The 17,470-nt window shown below is 63.6% G+C and carries 15 protein-coding genes; 6 read left to right on the plus strand and 9 right to left on the minus strand.

Features of this window, described 5'->3' with window-relative positions; all coding sequences use genetic code 11:
• Positions 1-12: 12 nt before the first annotated feature.
• On the minus strand, positions 13-1,635 hold the full coding sequence (aceB, locus tag IV112_RS02720) for a malate synthase A (protein WP_304000939.1): 1,623 nt from the start codon (positions 1,633-1,635) through the stop codon (positions 13-15).
• Between the two features lie 297 nt (positions 1,636-1,932).
• Between aceB and IV112_RS02725 the strand changes: the two genes are divergently transcribed.
• The gene (locus IV112_RS02725; protein ID WP_304000940.1) at positions 1,933-2,880 is read left to right on the plus strand and encodes a LysR family transcriptional regulator; all 948 of its coding nucleotides are present in this window, start codon (positions 1,933-1,935) and stop codon (positions 2,878-2,880) included.
• Between the two features lie 84 nt (positions 2,881-2,964).
• Here the strand turns inward: IV112_RS02725 and aceA are convergent, their stop codons facing one another.
• The 4 genes from aceA to clpS form a co-directional block, all read right to left on the minus strand.
• A complete protein-coding gene (gene aceA / locus IV112_RS02730; protein WP_019918902.1) occupies positions 2,965-4,263 on the minus strand; it encodes an isocitrate lyase in 1,299 nt (432 codons plus the stop codon).
• 446 nt (positions 4,264-4,709) lie between these two features.
• Entirely contained in the window at positions 4,710-5,189 is a 480-nt protein-coding gene (gene rraA, locus IV112_RS02735; RefSeq protein WP_304000941.1) for a ribonuclease E activity regulator RraA, read from the minus strand.
• A gap of 85 nt (positions 5,190-5,274) precedes the next feature.
• Positions 5,275-7,545: an ATP-dependent Clp protease ATP-binding subunit ClpA gene (clpA, locus tag IV112_RS02740; RefSeq protein WP_304000942.1), complete on the minus strand. Its 2,271-nt coding sequence runs from the start codon at positions 7,543-7,545 to the stop codon at positions 5,275-5,277.
• Position 7,546: 1 nt separating this feature from the next.
• Positions 7,547-7,855: an ATP-dependent Clp protease adapter ClpS gene (clpS, locus tag IV112_RS02745; protein WP_008061043.1), complete on the minus strand. Its 309-nt coding sequence runs from the start codon at positions 7,853-7,855 to the stop codon at positions 7,547-7,549.
• 398 nt (positions 7,856-8,253) lie between these two features.
• Between clpS and IV112_RS02750 the strand changes: the two genes are divergently transcribed.
• Positions 8,254-8,457: a cold-shock protein gene (locus IV112_RS02750; RefSeq protein ID WP_019918899.1), complete on the plus strand. Its 204-nt coding sequence runs from the start codon at positions 8,254-8,256 to the stop codon at positions 8,455-8,457.
• A gap of 90 nt (positions 8,458-8,547) precedes the next feature.
• Here the strand turns inward: IV112_RS02750 and icd are convergent, their stop codons facing one another.
• Positions 8,548-9,792: an NADP-dependent isocitrate dehydrogenase gene (gene icd, locus IV112_RS02755; RefSeq protein ID WP_024300538.1), complete on the minus strand. Its 1,245-nt coding sequence runs from the start codon at positions 9,790-9,792 to the stop codon at positions 8,548-8,550.
• Positions 9,793-9,974: 182 nt separating this feature from the next.
• On the opposite strand from icd, the gene aceK reads away from it, so the two are divergent.
• The 4 genes from aceK to pdxH all read left to right on the plus strand — a co-directional run bounded on the left by aceK (position 9,975) and on the right by pdxH (position 13,497).
• Positions 9,975-11,753: a bifunctional isocitrate dehydrogenase kinase/phosphatase gene (gene aceK, locus IV112_RS02760; RefSeq protein ID WP_304000943.1), complete on the plus strand. Its 1,779-nt coding sequence runs from the start codon at positions 9,975-9,977 to the stop codon at positions 11,751-11,753.
• The gene (locus tag IV112_RS02765) at positions 11,750-12,322 is read left to right on the plus strand and encodes a pseudouridine synthase (RefSeq protein WP_304000944.1); all 573 of its coding nucleotides are present in this window, start codon (positions 11,750-11,752) and stop codon (positions 12,320-12,322) included. The genes aceK and IV112_RS02765 overlap by 4 nt, the downstream gene beginning before the upstream one ends.
• 93 nt (positions 12,323-12,415) lie before the next feature.
• Positions 12,416-12,850, plus strand: coding sequence for a DUF192 domain-containing protein (locus IV112_RS02770; RefSeq protein WP_020164073.1), 435 nt, complete (start codon positions 12,416-12,418; stop codon positions 12,848-12,850).
• A 14-nt stretch (positions 12,851-12,864) separates the two neighbouring features.
• Positions 12,865-13,497, plus strand: a complete 633-nt coding sequence (gene pdxH, locus IV112_RS02775; protein WP_304000945.1) for a pyridoxamine 5'-phosphate oxidase — start codon at positions 12,865-12,867, stop codon at positions 13,495-13,497.
• Positions 13,498-13,506: 9 nt separating this feature from the next.
• On the opposite strand, the gene IV112_RS02780 is transcribed toward pdxH, so the two are convergent.
• From IV112_RS02780 to IV112_RS02790, 3 genes are read right to left on the minus strand one after another with little or no spacing between them, the layout of a single operon-like run.
• Positions 13,507-14,076, minus strand: a complete 570-nt coding sequence (locus tag IV112_RS02780) for a tetratricopeptide repeat protein (protein ID WP_304000946.1) — start codon at positions 14,074-14,076, stop codon at positions 13,507-13,509.
• Positions 14,073-15,665, minus strand: a complete 1,593-nt coding sequence (gene pgi / locus IV112_RS02785; RefSeq protein ID WP_019918892.1) for a glucose-6-phosphate isomerase — start codon at positions 15,663-15,665, stop codon at positions 14,073-14,075. The genes IV112_RS02780 and pgi overlap by 4 nt, the downstream gene beginning before the upstream one ends.
• Before the next feature lie 30 nt (positions 15,666-15,695).
• On the minus strand, positions 15,696-17,357 hold the full coding sequence (locus tag IV112_RS02790) for an ArnT family glycosyltransferase (protein ID WP_304000947.1): 1,662 nt from the start codon (positions 17,355-17,357) through the stop codon (positions 15,696-15,698).
• Positions 17,358-17,470 lie beyond the last annotated feature (113 nt).

Raw genomic sequence — 17,470 nt, forward strand, 5'->3', positions numbered from 1 at the left:
CAAGGGGTAGGCTTACTCCATGCGTTCGTAAGCCGGCAGCGTCAGGAAGTCTTCCAGTTCGGTGGCTACGCACATGTCGCCGAACAGCTTGGCGGCACTGGCGTAGGTTTCGGTATAGGCATCGCCGAGCAGGGCGCGGATCTTGTCCAGTTCCTGCGGGATCAGGCCGCGCACCATGTCGGCGGTCACCTTGCGGCCATCGTCGAGGATGCCCTTCGGGCTGCGGATCCACGACCACACCTGGGCACGGCTGATCTCGGCGGTCGCTGCATCTTCCATCAGACCGTGGATGGGCACGCAGCCGTTGCCGTCCATCCATGCACCCAGATACTGGATGCCGACGTTGATGTTGGTGCGCAGACCGGTTTCGCTGATCGGGCCTTCCGGACGGAAGTCGAGCAGATCGGCGGCGCCATAGTTCACGTCGAGTTGCTTCTCGATCTGGTTCGGCTTGTCGCCGAGTACCGACACGAACTCTTCCATCGCTGCCTGCACCAGGCCCGGGTGAGCGACCCAGCCGCCGTCGTAGCCGTCATTGGCGTCGCGGCGCTTGTCCGAACGGATACCGGCCATCGCCTTCTCGTTGGCGTCCGGGTCGTTCTTGTTCGGAATCAGCGCGCTCATGCCGCCGATCGCCGGTGCGCCGCGCTTGTGGCAGGTCTTGATCAGCGACAGTGCGTAGGCGCGCATGAAGGGCACGGTCATCGTGATCTTGCTGCGGTCCGCCAGGCAGAAATCGCGATCGTTACGGAACACCTTGATGCAGGAGAAGATGTAATCCCAGCGACCTGCGTTCAGGCCCGCGCTGTGATCGCGCAGTTCGTACAGGATTTCTTCCATCTCGAAAGCGGCGTGCAGCGTTTCCACCAGCACGGTCGCCTTGATCGTGCCGCGCGGGATGCCGAGCATCTCCTGGGCGGCGACGAACACGTCGTTCCACAGGCGGGCTTCGCGGTGGCTCTGCAGCTTGGGCAGATAGAAGTAGGGGCCGGCGCCGCGGGCGAGCAGTTCCTTGGCGTTGTGATAGAAGTACAGCCAGAAGTCGAACAGACCACCGGACACGCGCTGACCGTCGACGGTCACGTGCTTTTCGTCGAGGTGCCAGCCGCGCGGGCGCACCTGCAGCACGGCAACCTTGTCGTTCAGCTTGTAGGTCTTGCCCTTGTACTCGACGCTGATCGTGCCGCGCACCGCGTCACGCAGGTTGATCTGGCCTTGCACCTGGTTGTCCCAGGTCGGCGAATTCGAATCCTCGAAGTCGCTCATGTAGCTGTCTGCACCGGCGTTCAGCGCATTGATGATCATCTTGCGCTCGGTCGGGCCGGTGATTTCGATGCGGCGGCATTCCAATGCCTTCGGCAGCGGCGCGATCTTCCAGTCGCCTTCGCGCACGTGCAGCGTATCAGCCAGGAAATCGACCGGCTTGCCGGCGTCGATCTCCGCAGCGCGGGTCACGCGTGCGGCGAGCAGTTCGCGGCGACGCGGTTCGAACTGGCGGTGCAGCTGGGCAAGCAGCGACAGCGCTTCGAAGGTCAGGATGGTCTGGTATTCGGCGCTGACCGGAGCGGCGATGCTCACACCGGCGGGCAGATCCATGGCCCGGTTCAGCTTGTCTGCAGATTCAGCGATAGTCATGTGCGTGCGCTCCGATAACGGTTCGAGAGCCGGTATGACGTGAGCGTTCTTGCTCCGTGCTCCGGACAGGTTGGCCGTCCCTCACACCCGATCGGCGGCGGTGGTGCCGTCGTCGGGCGGGTGTGCCGCAGCGGGCGGGTTGCGCACGGTGCGGACGGGAGGACCGGGGTCTAACGTCCGATGCATCAGACCAGGTTGTGCCCGGCATGAATTGCTGCATCTGCACAAATACTAGACTTTCCTTATGCATCCGTTAAGCTTTCCTTAAGTACATTTATCTTTTACTTTTAGTACAAAATGGATCGCTTCAAGGAGATAGAGTCCTTCGTTTCGGTTGCAGCGCATGGCAGTCTTTCGGCGGTTGCGAAGCTCGAAGGCGTGCAGCCGGCCGTCATCGGGCGGCGCATGGATGCGCTGGAAGAGAGGCTGGGCGTCAAATTGATGCTGCGCACTACGCGCAAGCTCACGCTGACGCACGAAGGCAGTGCCTATCTGGAGGATTGCCAGCGCATCCTCAACGAGCTGGCGAGTGCGGATGCGGCAGTGACCGCCGGCGGTGCGAGGGCCACGGGTCTGTTACGCGTCAGCGCGCCGGCTGGCTTCGGCCGGCGCCACGTCGCGCCGCTGGTGAAGCGCTTCATGGCGCTGAATCCCGAGGTCAAGATTTCGCTCGATCTGACCGACCGCATGGTCGATCTGGTGAACGAAAACGTGGACTGTGCGGTGCGTATCGGCAGCCTGCCCGATTCCAGCATGATCAGTATCAAATTGGGCGAGACCCGACGCGTCGTCGTCGCCAGCCCGGATTACCTCGCGCGTTTCGGCAAACCCGGGCACCCGTATGACCTCCTGCAGCATCGCTGCCTCGGCCTCGGGCCGAACCGCTCGCAGGCGCGTGGCTGGAGTTTCATGGCGCACGGCGAGCCGATCACGCTGCGCATCACCCATCTGGTCGAATGCAATGATGGTGCGGTGCTGCGCGACTGGGCACTGAGCGGGTTGGGCCTGGCCTGGCGCTCGTACTGGGAAGTGCGCGAGGACCTGGCGAACGGGGCGCTGGTCGAAGTGCTTGGCGATTTCGCAGCGCCGCCCATGGGCATCTACGCGCTGTTTCCGCAGCGTCGCCATCTGCCCTTGCGGGTGCGGCTCTTCGTCGATCTGCTGAAGATCACCTACGGCGATCTGGCTTACTGGGAATCCGGCGGCACGTTCATTCCCGATCTGCCGCAGCCGGTCGAGGATTAAAGAAGAGGACACAAAAAAGCCGCCCGGCGAGAGCCGGGCGGCTTTTTCACTTCAGCAGACCCGCTGTCGCGGGTCCGGTCCATCTCAGTGGAACTGCTCTTCTTCGGTCGAACCGGTCAGCGCGGTCACCGACGAAGTGCCACCCTGGATGGTGGTGGTCACGTCGTCGAAGTAGCCGGTGCCGACTTCCTGCTGGTGCGACACGAAGGTGTAGCCGCGGTCGCGAGCAGCGAATTCCGGCTCCTGAACCTTTTCCACGTAGGCGGACATGCCGCGGGCCACGTAGTCCTGGGCCAGATCGAACATGTGGTACCACATGTTGTGGATGCCGGCGAGGGTGATGAACTGGTACTTGTAGCCCATCGCGCCCAGCTCGCGCTGGAACTTGGCGATGGTCGCGTCGTCGAGGTTCTTCTTCCAGTTGAACGACGGCGAGCAGTTGTAGGCCAGCATCTTGCCCGGGAACTTGGCGTGGATCGCGTCGGCGAAAGCCTTGGCGAAAGCCAGGTCAGGCGTGCCGGTCTCGCACCAGATCAGGTCGGCGTACGGGGCATAGGCCAGACCGCGCGAGATGGCTTGTTCCAGACCCTTCTTGGTCTTGTAGAAGCCTTCGGCGGTGCGCTCACCGGTGACGAAGGGCTTGTCGATCGGATCGCAGTCGCTGGTCAGCAGATCGGCGGCTTCCGCGTCGGTGCGGGCCAGGATCAGGGTCGGGACGCCGTAGACGTCGGCAGCCAGACGGGCGGCGATCAGCTTCTGCACGGCTTCCTGGGTCGGCACGAGCACCTTGCCACCCATGTGACCGCACTTCTTCACGGAGGCCAGCTGGTCTTCGAAGTGCACGCCGGCAGCGCCAGCGCGGATCATCGCCTTCATCAGTTCGTGGGCGTTCAGCACGCCGCCGAAACCCGCTTCGGCGTCCGCCACGATCGGGGCGAAGTAGTCGATGTAGCCCTTGTCGCCAGCGTACACGCCCTTGGCGTGCTGGATTTCGTCAGCGCGCTTGAAGCTGTTGTTGATGCGGCTCACCACGGTCGGCACCGAGTCAACCGGGTACAGCGACTGGTCCGGGTACATCGCTTCGTACGAGTTGTTGTCGGCAGCGACTTGCCAGCCCGACAGGTAGATCGCCTTGACGCCGGCCTTCACCTGCTGCATGGCCTGACCACCGGTCAGCGCGCCCAGGCAGTTGATGAACGGCTCGTTGTTGACCAGATCCCACAGCTTTTCCGCACCGCGGCGGGCCAGCGTGTACTCGACCGGGAAGGAGCCGCGCAGGCGATAGACATCCTCGGCGGTGTAACCGCGCTTGATGCCCTTCCAGCGGGGGTTCTCGTCCCAATCCTTCTGAATCTTGGCGATTTCCTGTTCTTTCGTGCTCATTGCATGTCCTCGAAGAAAAAAACAACCCGAACAGGCAGCCTGCGCCACCCGTAAGCCCTGACTTTGAAATGCTTCCTGAAACGGTGCTGACACCCATGCCGGACCGTGCGGTCCGGGCATCCTTCGGCCGATGAACCGATGCGGGCCGATCCACGAAACCCGCGAGGGCCTGTCGCAGCGGTTGGCAGCAAGCAGACCGGGCGCCCGGGAAGCCGACCGATGAATGGAACCGGGCGGCTATCGTGACGGGCTCAAGTATAAAGAGGCTTTGGCAAAGCAACAAGAGGTCTTGTATAAGACATAAGAAGTCGTGTTTTTAAATAAAACAAAGACTTGTCTTGTCTGCTCTGTTGCATGTGTGAAAAAGTGCAGAAAAATCTGCAGAAACTTGTGCGCTGCGAAAGGCGCCGCCGACACCGGGTCGCGAGTGCCGGCCGAACGCACACTCAGATCAGCGGCCGCGGGCAGACGATGACGCCATCGGCGTCGGCATAAAGGTACTGGCCGGGTACGAAGTCGATGCCGCCGAAGCTCACGGTGAGGTCGGCCTGACCTTCATTGCGCTTGACCGTCTTCAGCGGATGAGTGCCGAGCGCGCAGACACCGATATCCATCTCGCCGATCGCCGCCGAGTCGCGGATGCAGCCGTAGACGACGATGCCGGCCCAGCCGTTCTTCACCGCCAGGGCGGCGATCTGGTCGCCGACCAGCGCGCGGCGCATCGAACCGCCCCCATCGACCACCAGCACGCGGCCGTTGCCCGGCGCTTCCAGCGCCTTGCGAACCAGACCGTTGTCCTCGAACAGCTTCAGTGTCGTGATCTGGCCACCGAAGGCGGCATGGCCGCCGTAGCTGCGGAACATCGGTGCGCAGATGCGCAGTTCGCTTTCGAATTGGTCGCACAGGTCGGCGGTGTGGATGTCCATGAGTCGTCCTTTCTGTTCGGGAGGCGTGACAGGCAAAAAAAGAGGCGGCCATTATGGCCGCCTCGGTTGCAGGTGTGTGCGCCTATCAGGCGGGCGTCGCGAGTTCTTCCTCGTCGAACACCAGTTTCACCTTCTTGTCGTCGTCGAGGTCGATGGTCACCTTACCGCCGCTGGTCAGGCGACCGAACAGCAGTTCGTCTGCCAGCGCGGAGCGGATGGTGTCCTGGATCAGGCGTGCCATCGGACGCGCGCCCATCAACGGATCGAAGCCCGCTTCGGCCAGCCAGCTGCGCAGCTCTTCCGAGAACTGCACGTCGACCTTCTTCTCCTGCAACTGACCTTCCAGCTGCATCAGGAACTTGTCGACCACGCGCAGGATGATCTCGCGGTCCAGCGGCTTGAACGAAATGATGGCGTCCAGGCGGTTGCGGAACTCCGGCGTGAACAGGCGCTTGATGTCGGCCATCTCGTCGCCCGGCTGGCGTTCCGTCGTGAAGCCGATGACGGATTTCTGCAGCGTCTCCTGGCCGGCGTTGGTCGTCATGATGATGACCACGTTACGGAAATCGGCCTGACGACCATTGTTGTCGGTCAGCGTGCCGTGGTCCATCACCTGCAGCAGGATGTTGAAGATGTCCGGGTGAGCTTTCTCGATTTCGTCGAGCAGCAGCACAGAGTGCGGCTTCTTGGTCACTGCCTCGGTCAGCAGGCCGCCCTGGTCGAAGCCGACATAGCCCGGAGGTGCGCCGATCAACCGACTGACCGCGTGACGCTCCATGTACTCGGACATGTCGAAGCGGATCAGTTCGATGCCCATGCAGTAGGCAAGCTGGCGAGCGACTTCGGTCTTGCCGACGCCGGTCGGGCCGCTGAACAGGAAGGAGCCGATCGGCTTGTTCGGATTGCCCAGGCCGGAGCGCGACATCTTGATGGCGGTGGCCAGCGCATCGATCGCGTTGTCCTGACCGAACACCATGTTCTTCAGGTCGCGGTCGAGGTTGCGCAGCGCCGAGCGGTCGTCGTTCGACACATGCTGCGACGGCACGCGTGCGATCTTGGCAACGATTTCCTCGATCTCGGTCTTGCCGATCACCTTCTTCTGCTTCGATTTTGGCAGTACGCGTTGCGCAGCCCCGGCTTCGTCGATCACGTCGATCGCCTTGTCCGGCAGGTGACGGTCGTTGATGTAGCGCGCCGACAGTTCGGCCGCTGACGACAACGCTGTCGACGAGTACTTGACGCCGTGATGCTGTTCGAAACGCGACTTCAGCCCCTTGAGGATGGACACGGTCTCCTCGACGCTGGGCTCGGTCACGTCGATCTTCTGGAAGCGGCGTGACAGGGCGTGGTCCTTCTCAAACACACCGCGATATTCGGTGTAGGTGGTCGCGCCGATGCACTTCAGCTGGCCCGACGACAGCGCCGGCTTCAGCAGGTTGGACGCGTCGAGCGTTCCGCCCGAGGCGGCGCCCGCACCGATCAGCGTGTGGATTTCGTCGATGAACAGGATCGCGTTCGGGTTGTCGAGCAACTGCTTCAGCACCGACTTCAGACGCTGTTCGAAATCGCCGCGGTACTTGGTGCCGGCGAGCAGGGCGCCCATGTCCAGCGCGTAGATGGTCGCGTCGGCCAGGATGTCCGGCACGCGGCCTTCGATGATGCGGCGTGCGAGCCCTTCGGCAATGGCGGTCTTGCCGACGCCGGCTTCGCCCACCAGCAGTGGATTGTTCTTGCGCCGACGGCACAGCGTCTGGATCACGCGCTCGAGTTCGTGGTCGCGACCGATCAGCGGATCGATCTTGCCCATCAGCGCCTGTGCGTTCAGGTTCTGCGTGAAGCTGTCGAGCGCGCCGCCCGCCTGGCCGCCTTCCTGTTCCTGCTCGCCCTGTTCCGACTCGGGCTTCGCCGCAGCGGCCGGCTGGGCCGCCTTGGTGATGCCGTGCGAAATGAAGTTCACGATGTCGAGGCGGGTCACGCCCTGACGTTGCAGGAAATACACGGCGTGCGAATCCTTCTCGCCGAAGATGGCGACCAGCACGTTGGCACCGGTCACTTCCTTCTTGCCCGAGGACTGCACGTGCAGGATGGCGCGCTGGATCACGCGCTGGAAGCCGAGTGTCGGCTGGGTGTCGATCTCTTCGCTGCCATCGACGACCGGCGTGTGCTCGTTGATGAAGGCCGACAGTTCCTTGCGCAGCTCATCGATGTTCACTGCGCAGGCACGGAGCACTTCCGCTGCCGAAGGATTGTCGAGCAGGGCGAGCAGCAGGTGCTCGACCGTGATGAATTCATGGCGCTTCTGTCTCGCTTCGACAAAGGCCATGTGAAGGCTGACTTCCAACTCCTGCGCGATCATTTCAATTTTCCTCCATCACGCACGCCAGCGGATGCTGATGCTGGCGCGCAAAGGTACACACCTGTTCCACTTTCGATGCTGCAACGTCCTTGGGGTAGATGCCGCATACGCCGGCCCCCTCCGTATGTACCTTGAGCATGACGCGCGTGGCCTGTTCCCGGTTCATGCCGAAAAACTTCTGAAGGACTCCAACCACGAAGTCCATCGGGGTGTAATCGTCATTCAGCACCATGACCTTGAACAGAGGTGGGGGCTTGACCCGTGTCTTTTCAAGCTCGAGGAGTGAATCGTCCTGCCTGCGTGTAACCATGGTCCCATTCTAATCACAAACATCGGGTGTGCAACACGAGAAGCTGTGTCGCTTTTCCGCTGTTTCGCGACATCGCGCACCGCCTGTTCACGTCTTTGGACAACGCGTTCCGGCAAGCGTGCGCCGACAGCTTTCGACGCTTCGATGAACGCTGTCCAAGATGGCCGGAAAATCGTCGCAAAAGTCTGCCGTGGTGCAGCATGGAAACGTGTTGACCGCCTGCTTCATCTGGGCTAAAAGCCGTTCTGTGTTTGGTTCAAGCTCTCGAGTGGTCGCAGTCCTAGACCGTTGTCGAGTTCCGGCGCGGTCGGTAGTTCCCGGGGTCAGAACATCAGAACTTGAAGTACAAACATGTACGGGAGCTTCGGCTCATTTGAGAGGTTGAGAGGATAAGATCAATGGCAACTGGTACTGTTAAGTGGTTCAACGATTCCAAGGGTTACGGCTTCATCACGCCGGATGATGGCAGCGAAGATCTGTTCGCTCATTTCTCGGCGATCCAGATGGGTGGTTTCAAGACCCTGAAGGAAGGCCAGAAGGTGACGTTCGACGTGACCCAGGGACCCAAGGGCAAGCAGGCCGCGAACATCCAGGCTGCTTGATCCGGTCCTGAGGATTCGGAAAAAAAAACCCGGCGCAAGCCGGGTTTTTTTTTTCTGCAGCTGGGCGTCCTGCGACGCCCGCTGTCACCGTTACATGCGGGCGATCATGGCGCGCCCGAATTCCGAGCACGACACTTCGTTCGCACCGTCCATCAGGCGGGCAAAGTCGTAGGTGACCTGCTTGTCGCCGATGGCGCGTTCCATCGACGCGATGATGAGGTCGGCCGCTTCCAGCCAGCCCATGTGACGCAGCATCATTTCGGCCGACAGGATGAGCGATCCCGGATTCACCTTGTCCAGGCCGGCGTACTTCGGTGCCGTGCCGTGGGTGGCTTCGAACACTGCATAGGCGTCCGAAATGTTGGCGCCCGGGGCGATGCCGATGCCACCGACCTGCGCCGCCAGCGCGTCGGAGATGTAGTCGCCGTTCAGGTTCAGCGTCGCGATCACGTCGTAGTCGGCCGGTCGCAGCAGGATCTGCTGCAGGAAAGCGTCGGCGATGGCGTCCTTGACGATGATGTCGCGGCCGGTGTTCGGGTTCTTGAACTTGCACCACGGTCCGCCGTCGATCGGCTCGGCGCCGAACTCGTTCTGCGCGAGCGCGTAGCCGAAGTCGCGGAAGCCGCCTTCGGTGAACTTCATGATGTTGCCCTTGTGCACCAGCGTGACCGACTTGCGGTCATTGTCGACGGCGTACTGCAGGGCCTTGCGAATCAGGCGCTCCGAGCCTTCGCGCGACACCGGCTTGATGCCGATGGCGGAGGTCTCCGGGAAGCGGATCTTCTTGACGCCCATTTCGTCGCGCAGGAACTTGATCACCTTGCGCGCATTGTCCGATTCCGCCTGCCATTCGATGCCGGCGTAGATGTCTTCGGTGTTCTCGCGGAAGATGACCATGTCGATCAGGTCCGGCTGCTTGACCGGGCTGGGCACGCCCTTGAAGTAGCGCACCGGGCGCAGGCAGACGTAGAGGTCAAGTTCCTGGCGCAGCGCCACGTTCAGCGAACGGATGCCGCCGCCGACCGGCGTCGTCATCGGACCCTTGATCGAAACGACGTATTCCTTCAGCGCGGCCAGCGTGTCTTCCGGAAGCCAGACGTCCGGGCCGTACATGCGGGTGGCCTTCTCACCGGCGTAGACCTCCATCCAGGTGATCTTGCGCTTGCCACCGTAGGCCTTGGCCACGGCGGCATCGACGACGTCCTTCATCACCGGCGTGATGTCCACGCCGATGCCATCACCTTCGATGAACGGAATGATGGGATTGTCCGGCATCGGCTGGCCGGCAACGATTTTTGTCCCCTCGGCGGGAATCTTGATGTGAGTGGTACTCATGCCATCCAGCTCCTTGGTGTGTTGTCTGGTTATTGGCCCTGTGACGGTGTTGCCGCCGGCGGGCTCCCGCGATTATCCCCCAATCAAGAAATGATGCGACATTCCTGTCGGCCGCGTGTTCCGCACCGCGGCGTGCGCGCGCCCATTAGAATCCCGCGCTTGACGATACGAGCGGACTTGCCATGAATCTTCCTGCCGGGCAGAATCAGGTTGCGCTGGCCATCGCACAGGCGCTGATTGACGGCTTCGACAAGCACTACACGCTGTTCCGTGCCGTCAGCGGTACGGCCAAACAACGGTTCGAACAGGCGGACTGGCCGGGGCAGCAGCGCTGCATCCGCGAGCGCATTCAGTATTACGACGACCGTGTGCGCGAGTGTGTGGACCGGCTCCACAACGAGTTCCACGCCGACTCGCTGGACGACAACACCTGGCAGCAGGTGAAGCTGCTCTACATCGGCCTGCTGGTGAACCACCGGCAACCGGAGCTGGCCGAAACCTTCTTCAATTCGGTCACGACGAAGATCCTGCATCGCAAATACTTTCACAACGACTTCATCTTCGTGCGTCCGGCCATCTCGACCGAACTGATCGAGAGCTCTCCGCCGACCTGGCGCAGCTACTACCCGAACCAGACCGGTCTGCGCGCCGCGGTGAAGCAGATCTTCATCGACTTCGACTGGCAGCGTCATTTCACCGACCTGGACCGCGACGTCGACTACATCATGCGCGCGGCACTCGAGCACGTTGGCGGCGACTGGCCGGCGCGCGAGGCCAATCTGCAGATCCAGGTACTGAATTCCGCCTACTACCGTAACAAGGCCGCCTACGTGATCGGCAAGGCGATCAACGGTCACCTCGAGTATCCGTTCATGGTCACCGTGCTGCATGACCGCAAAGGCGGGCTCTTCCTCGACACCATCCTGCTGGAGCCCTGGCGCGTCAGCGTGATGTTCTCGCTGTCGCGCGCCTACTTCATGGCCGACATGCAGGTGCCTTCGGCGAACGTGCATTTCCTGCGCACACTGATGCCGAAGAAGCCGCGCTCGGAGCTCTACACGATGCTCGGGCTGGGCAAGCAGGGGAAGACGATGTTCTTCCGCGACCTGATCAACCATCTGCGTCACTCGAACGACAACTTCGTCGAGGCGCCGGGCATCCGCGGTCTGGTCATGCTGGTGTTCATGCTTCCGTCCTATCCGTATGTATTCAAGATCATCAAGGACAAGTTCGGCAGTTCGAAGGACACTGACCGGGCGACGGTGAAGAAGAAGTTCCTGATGGTGAAGCAGGTGGACCGTGTCGGCCGCATGGCCGACACCATCGAGTACTCGGACATCGCGCTGCCGGCCCACCGCTTCTCGCCCGAACTGCTGGACCAGCTGGACCAGCTGGCCCCGTCGATGATAGAGCGCGATGGCGACACGCTGGTTATCCGCCACTGCTACATCGAACGACGGATGATTCCGCTCAACATCTTTCTGGAAACGGCGAACGAGGAGCAGATCGACCACGCGGTGTACGAGTACGGCAACGCGATCCGCGAACTGGCGGTCGCCAACATCTTCCCCGGCGATCTGCTGTGGAAGAACTTCGGCGTCACCCGCTACGGTCGCGTCGTGTTTTACGACTACGACGAGATCGAGTTCCTAACCGACTGCAACTTCCGTCGCATACCGCCGGCGCCCAGCCCGGAGTACGAAATGTCCGGCGAGGTGTGGTACTCGGTGCAGCGCAACGACATCTTCCCCGAGGAATTCGCGACCTTCCTGCTGTCCACGCCCAAGGTGCGTGCAGCCTTCCTGAAGTATCACCGCGATCTGCTGGACGTGAAATTCTGGCAGGAAACGCAGCAGCGCATCCGCGAAGGCCACATCCAGGACTTCTTCCCCTACCCGGAGGAACTGCGTTTCGCGCGCCGCTTCGGCCACCTGCAGGGGCAGCCGGTGGCCAGTGCGTGAGCCGTCTGATCCTGCTGAACAAACCCTATGGCGTGATCTGCCAGTTTTCGCCGGATGGCATCCATCCGACGCTGGCTGATCACGTCGACATGCCCGGAGTCTATCCGGCGGGCCGCCTCGACACCGACAGCGAAGGCCTGCTGCTGCTGACCGACGACGGCGCGCTGCAGCACCGCATCACCGATCCGAAGCACAAGCTGGTCAAGCATTACCGGGTGCAGGTCGAGCGCGAGCCGGACGAGGCTGCACTGGAACGGATGCGCGGCGGGCTACAGTTGAAGGACGGACCGACCCGGCCCTGCTCGGTCGAGCGCATCGCCGAGCCGGACGATCTGTGGCCACGCAATCCGCCGGTGCGCCATCGGCTGTCGGTGCCGACCTGCTGGTTGGAGATCGCCATCAGCGAGGGGCGCAACCGCCAGGTGCGACGGATGACGGCAGCCATCGGTCACCCGACCCTGCGCCTGATACGCGTCGCCATCGGTCCGTGGCAGCTCGGTTCGCTGCAGCCCGGTCAATGGCGGGACGCCGAGGCCGGGCTTCTCGCCGGGAGACACGCGCGCACATGAGGCCCGTTCAGGGCATCTGCTGCAGACTGACATCGATCAAGAGGTCGTTGGCGCGCATCATTCATCATTCACCATCGGGATGTTCTGCCTGTCATGAAGAAATCGCTACTCTGCAGCCTGCTCGCGCTGAGCGCACTGAGTGCCTGCGCCGACATGCCCACGCTCGAACTCGGTGTGGGCATGTATCGCATCAAGGCCGAAGTCGCGCACACCAACGCCGCGCGCATGACCGGCCTGATGCACCGGACCGAGATGCCGTCCGATGCCGGCATGCTCTTCGTGTTCACCCGGGCCGCCAAGCACTGCATGTGGATGCGCAACACCTTGATTCCGCTCAGCGTGGCCTTCATCGATGACAAGGGCCACATCATCAACATTGCGGACATGCAGCCGCAGACCGAAACATCGCATTGCGCCGAGCGTCCGGCGCGCTATGCGCTGGAAACCAATATCGGCTGGTTTGCCGCGCGCAAGCTCCAGGCCGGCACCCGCATCGCCGGAATCGAACGCGCGCCCGCGCCGGAATGAGGAAAGGAGACACCATGGACCCGATACATCACCGCATCGACTACACCAGCGGTTCGCTCGACGAGACTGAAGCGGCCGACAACCCGCTCGACCAGTTCCGTTTCTGGTTCGCCGAAGCGGGCCGTGTGGTCGAGCGCGACCCGAACGCGATGACGCTGGCCACGGTCGGCGCCGACGGGCGCCCGAGCGCGCGCATCGTGCTGCTGCGCGGCTATGGCGAGGACGGCTTCGTGTTCTTCACCAATTACGACAGCCGCAAGGGCGCCGAGCTCGAGACCAACCCGCACGCAAGCCTGCTGCTGTTCTGGGCCGCGCTGGAGCGGCAGATCCGGATCGAGGGCACGGTGAGCAAGGTCAGTGCGGAAGAATCCGATGCCTACTACTCGCTGCGCCCGGTGGGCAACCGGCTGGGAGCATGGGCATCGCCGCAGAGCCGGGAAATCCCCAGTCGCGAATCGCTGGTCAGGCGTGTGCGCGAATTCGAAGAGCGCTTCGGCTCGACGCCGCCGCGCCCGGAAAACTGGGGTGGCTATCGGCTGCATCCGGATGCGATCGAATTCTGGCAGGGGCGCAGCGACCGCCTGCACGACCGTCTGCTCTATCGCCGCCAGGGAGCCGACTGGACGCGTGTACGACTGGCGCCCTGAACCGACGCCTCAGTCGGGCAAACCCATTTCCTTCCCCAGTCTGCGGGCGGTGCGTGGGTCGTACTGGCCGATGCGGCGATATTCGGTGATCAGGCCTTCTTCGTCGCCGACGGCCCGGCAGGCCTGGCACAGCGCGTAGCTCGCGCTGCCGTTGAAGGGTTGCAGTTCGACCGCCCGTCTCAACGCGACCAGCGCCTCCTGCGGTCTGCCCAGTTCGCTCAGCAGCAGTCCGCAGCCATACCAGGCCTGATCGAGCGCGGGGTGCAGGCGCACTGCGATGGTCATCTGCGCCAGCGCCTGTTCGCGTTCGCCGCGGCGATGCAGCAGGAAGCCGAAGTTGTAGCGGCTGATGGCGTCGTCCGGTGCGAGTTCCACCGACCGTTCGAAGGCGAGCAGGGCCTCGTCGTACCGTCGCTCATCCTGCTGGCAGAGGAAACCGATCATGCGCCAGGCGGATACATGCGCTGGATCGACCGCGGTGCAGCGGCGAAAGGCGGCAACGGCCCGTTCGTTCTGCCGCAGGAGGGCCCACAGCTGACCGGCGGCATGATTGATCGCCGGCCCCAGCGCTGCGCTCATGCGTCCGGGTGATCGAGCGCCTCGAACAGGCCGCGGGTCGACGCGTCGGCATCCGGCGGCAGTCGGCCCGACGCCAGCGCGCGCGCCATCTGCTTTCCGTACTCGACACCGTACTGATCGAAGCTGTTGATGCCGAGCAGCCAGCCCTGCACGAACACCTTGTGCTCGTACAGCGCGATCAGCTGGCCCAGCGTGCGTGGCGTCAGCTCCGGCATCAGCAGCGTGGTGCTCGGCTGGTTGCCGGGGCAGGCGACGTGCGGCGCGAGCCGGGTGGCCTCCTGCTCGGACAGACCGCTGCGTTTCAGTTCGTCCATCGCCTCGTCGCGCGTCTTGCCGCGCATCAGCGCGGCGCTCTGCGCCAGCGCATTGAGTTGCACCATGCGGCTGCGCTCGTCGCGCGCCACGCGCGGCACGATGAAATGCATCGGCATCATCCGCGTGCCCTGGTAGAGCTGCTGGTGGTAGGCGTGCTGGCCGACGATGCCGGAGCCGCCCCACACCACCGGTGAGGTGGGCGCCCGGCTCAGTTCGCCGGTCGAGGTGCAGCGCTTGCCATTGCTCTCCATTTCGAGCTGCTGCAGGTAGGACGGCAGACTGCGCAGCAGGTGGCTGTAAGGCAGCACCGCGAGCGTTTCCAGACCCATGCCGCTGGCGTTCCAGAAGTCGATCAGGCCGAACAGCACCGGCAGGTTCGCGTTCATCGGCGCGCGCGTGAAGTGCTCGTCCATGTCGCGTGCGCCGTCGAGCATTTCGCCGAAGGCCTGCATACCGATGGCGCAGGCCAGCGGCAGCGAGATCGAGGACCAGACGGAATAGCGCCCGCCGACCCATTCCGGCAGGAAGAGGCAGCGCTGGGCCGGCACGCCCAGTTCCTGGGCAGCCGCCGGGCGGTTGGTGACGGCGAACAGGTGCTGGCCGACGCCGGCCGTGCCCAGACCGTCGGCCAGCCATTTCATCGCGACCTGCGCGTTGGCCAGCGTTTCCTGCGTGGTGAAGCTTTTCGACGAAATGACGAAGGCGGTGTGCGCCGGTTTGCAGTCGCGCAGTGCGAGGTCGAGGGCGGCCGGATCGAGATTGGCGACGAACTTGACTACCGGACCGTTGATCTGCGGCTCCAGCGCCTCCATCGCCAGGCGCGGCCCGAGGTCGGATCCGCCGATGCCCAGGTTGATGATATGGGTAATGGTCTGGCCGGTTGCGCCGAGCAGTTCGCGGTTCCGGATCAGCCGCACCCAGTGTTCGAGCGAAGCGCGGCAATCACGTACGACGTCGGCGTGGGCGCCGTCGCGGGCGCGCAGCGCCATGTGCAGTGCGGCGCGGCGCTCGGTGAAATTGATCTGGTCGCCGGCCGCCAATGCGCGGATGCCGCGCGGCAGGTCGAGCGCACTGACCAGATCCATCAGCATCGCCATCGTTTCGCCGTCGACGCGCTGCTTCGAGTAGTCGAGCAGCCAGCCGTCGTAACGCAGCGAGAAGCGCGCGAAACGGTCGGGGTCCTGCTCGAAGAAGTTGCGCAGGTGCACGCGCGACAGCTGGATCGCTTTTGATCGCAGTGCGGGCCAGGCGGAGGTCTGCATCAACAGGTTCATGTCATCCGGCGCCTCGTGTCACCCTTCGTTTCAGTGTCTTGCGTACAGCAGGAAGCGCTCGTGCCGGTCGCCGGGCCGGCGGCCTTCCCACTTCAGAGTCCAGCTTCCGTCCAGCGACGGCGGCTTGCCGCCCCGGCCGTGATAGGCCAGCAGCAGGTCGCATTGCTGCCCCGATCGGCCCGCGATGTTCAACGGTTTCAGATCGAGGAAGTAGTAGAACGCCGCGCGCTGGCTGTCCTGCAGGCCGGTGAAGGCAACGCAGCCATGCTGCGCCGGCAGGTGTTCGCCGATCATCCGCGCTACGTCGCGATAGCTGCGACCGTAATCTATCCACGGCAGCCACAGGCTGCTGACGAGAAACCATATCAATACCATGCCGCAGCCCCAGCTGACGGCCCCGCGTGTCGGTGTTCGTGGCGAACGCCACAGCAGCCATATCCATGCGGCACTCATGATGACGGCTGGTGTCAGTGCCAGCAAGGATATCGACATCTCGAAGCCCGGTTCCAGCCGAGCGAAGGTGCGCGCCAGCCTTTCCGGCCAGCCTGTCGTCATGGCGATCCAGCCGAGCCATATGATGAGGCCCAGCAGTGAAAAGGTCATGACACCGAACCAGTCGAGTGCGTTCGCGGCTCCCCGGCGCAGTCGGGGCAGGCCGGCGCTGCCCAGCACGACCAGCGGTGCCAGCAAGGGAAGTGCCCGCTGGTTGCGGGCTGCACCTTCACCGGCGAGTTGCATGAACAGCAGCACGAGCACGATCAGCGGCAGCGTCAGCACCGGCGAGCGCCACTGTTCGCGGCGCTGCCACAGGGCCCAGCCGGCGACCGGTAGCGCCGGCCAGGCGTACCAGGCGAGCACCTTGACCCAGCTGCCGGCGCCGCCAGCAAGGTGTTCGACATCCGGCAGCAGTCGCTGCAGGTCGTCGGCCCAGACGCGGGCGGCCAGCTCGGGGCGTTCCAGCTGCAGAGCGATCAGCCAGCTCGCCGCGAGCACTGTGCCGACCGCCATCGCCAGCGGCAGTGCGCTCATGCGCAGTGCCGAGGTCGCCACCGTGCGCCACACCGGCAGCAGCGGCATGGCGGCGGCGGTCAGCAGCAGCACGGCGGTCAGCCACAGGCCGGTGCCGAGGCCGGAGATGGCCAGCGCGACGATCAGTACGAGCGCGCCCTGGAGCGGTCGTCGCGCAATCAGCGCGAGCGACCACATGCCCAGCCCGAGTGCGGCCAACAGCGTGGTCGACGATTGCGCGTCATGCAGGTGGGTGACGGCGCCGATGCTGGCGATGCCGATCAGCGGGGCGATGCGCGCCGCCGGTGCGCCGTACAGTTCGCGCGCGGCGCCGGCGCTGCCGAGCAGCCACAGTGCGAGAAAGAAAGCGCTGGCGAGGCGCGCGCCATCGGCGAAACTGATGCCAACCCATCCCGCCGCCTGACCTGTCAGCGAAGCCAGCCAGTGAAACAGCGGCGGGCTGTCCAGCCACAGCTGGCCGGCGAGTTGCGGGATCAGCCATCCGCCCTCGCGGGCGAAGCCCAGTGCCACGCCGATGTTCAGCGCGTCATCGCCCTTCCATGGATCGCGGCCGAACAGACCGGTCAGCAGATAGACCAGGCACAGCGCGATCACGAATCCGGTTTCGGGTGGGTCGCCGATCAGCGGACGGCGGACCAGGTAGGACTGCGAAGGAAGTGACATCGACGACGATCAGTGAACAGTGGCCCGGATTTTATGGGGACTCCGCAGCGCGTGGGGCGGGCGACGGTTGATCCGGCAAGTGCAGAAACAAAAAAGGCAGCCAAAGGCTGCCT

The organism is Methyloversatilis discipulorum (genome assembly GCF_018780585.1).
GTDB lineage: Bacteria > Pseudomonadota > Gammaproteobacteria > Burkholderiales > Rhodocyclaceae > Methyloversatilis > Methyloversatilis discipulorum_B.

Coding starts and splice junctions, on each gene's coding strand:
- rraA (WP_304000941.1), bottom strand. CDS start 5,189: ATGGACATCCACACCGCCGACCTGTGCGACCAATTCGAAAGCGAACTG.
- aceK (WP_304000943.1), top strand. CDS start 9,975: ATGAATCTTCCTGCCGGGCAGAATCAGGTTGCGCTGGCCATCGCACAG.
- icd (WP_024300538.1), bottom strand. CDS start 9,792: ATGAGTACCACTCACATCAAGATTCCCGCCGAGGGGACAAAAATCGTT.
- aceB (WP_304000939.1), bottom strand. CDS start 1,635: ATGACTATCGCTGAATCTGCAGACAAGCTGAACCGGGCCATGGATCTG.
- pgi (WP_019918892.1), bottom strand. CDS start 15,665: ATGAACCTGTTGATGCAGACCTCCGCCTGGCCCGCACTGCGATCAAAA.
- IV112_RS02770 (WP_020164073.1), top strand. CDS start 12,416: ATGAAGAAATCGCTACTCTGCAGCCTGCTCGCGCTGAGCGCACTGAGT.
- clpA (WP_304000942.1), bottom strand. CDS start 7,545: ATGATCGCGCAGGAGTTGGAAGTCAGCCTTCACATGGCCTTTGTCGAA.
- clpS (WP_008061043.1), bottom strand. CDS start 7,855: ATGGTTACACGCAGGCAGGACGATTCACTCCTCGAGCTTGAAAAGACA.
- IV112_RS02780 (WP_304000946.1), bottom strand. CDS start 14,076: ATGAGCGCAGCGCTGGGGCCGGCGATCAATCATGCCGCCGGTCAGCTG.
- IV112_RS02790 (WP_304000947.1), bottom strand. CDS start 17,357: ATGTCACTTCCTTCGCAGTCCTACCTGGTCCGCCGTCCGCTGATCGGC.
- pdxH (WP_304000945.1), top strand. CDS start 12,865: ATGGACCCGATACATCACCGCATCGACTACACCAGCGGTTCGCTCGAC.
- IV112_RS02750 (WP_019918899.1), top strand. CDS start 8,254: ATGGCAACTGGTACTGTTAAGTGGTTCAACGATTCCAAGGGTTACGGC.
- IV112_RS02725 (WP_304000940.1), top strand. CDS start 1,933: ATGGATCGCTTCAAGGAGATAGAGTCCTTCGTTTCGGTTGCAGCGCAT.
- aceA (WP_019918902.1), bottom strand. CDS start 4,263: ATGAGCACGAAAGAACAGGAAATCGCCAAGATTCAGAAGGATTGGGAC.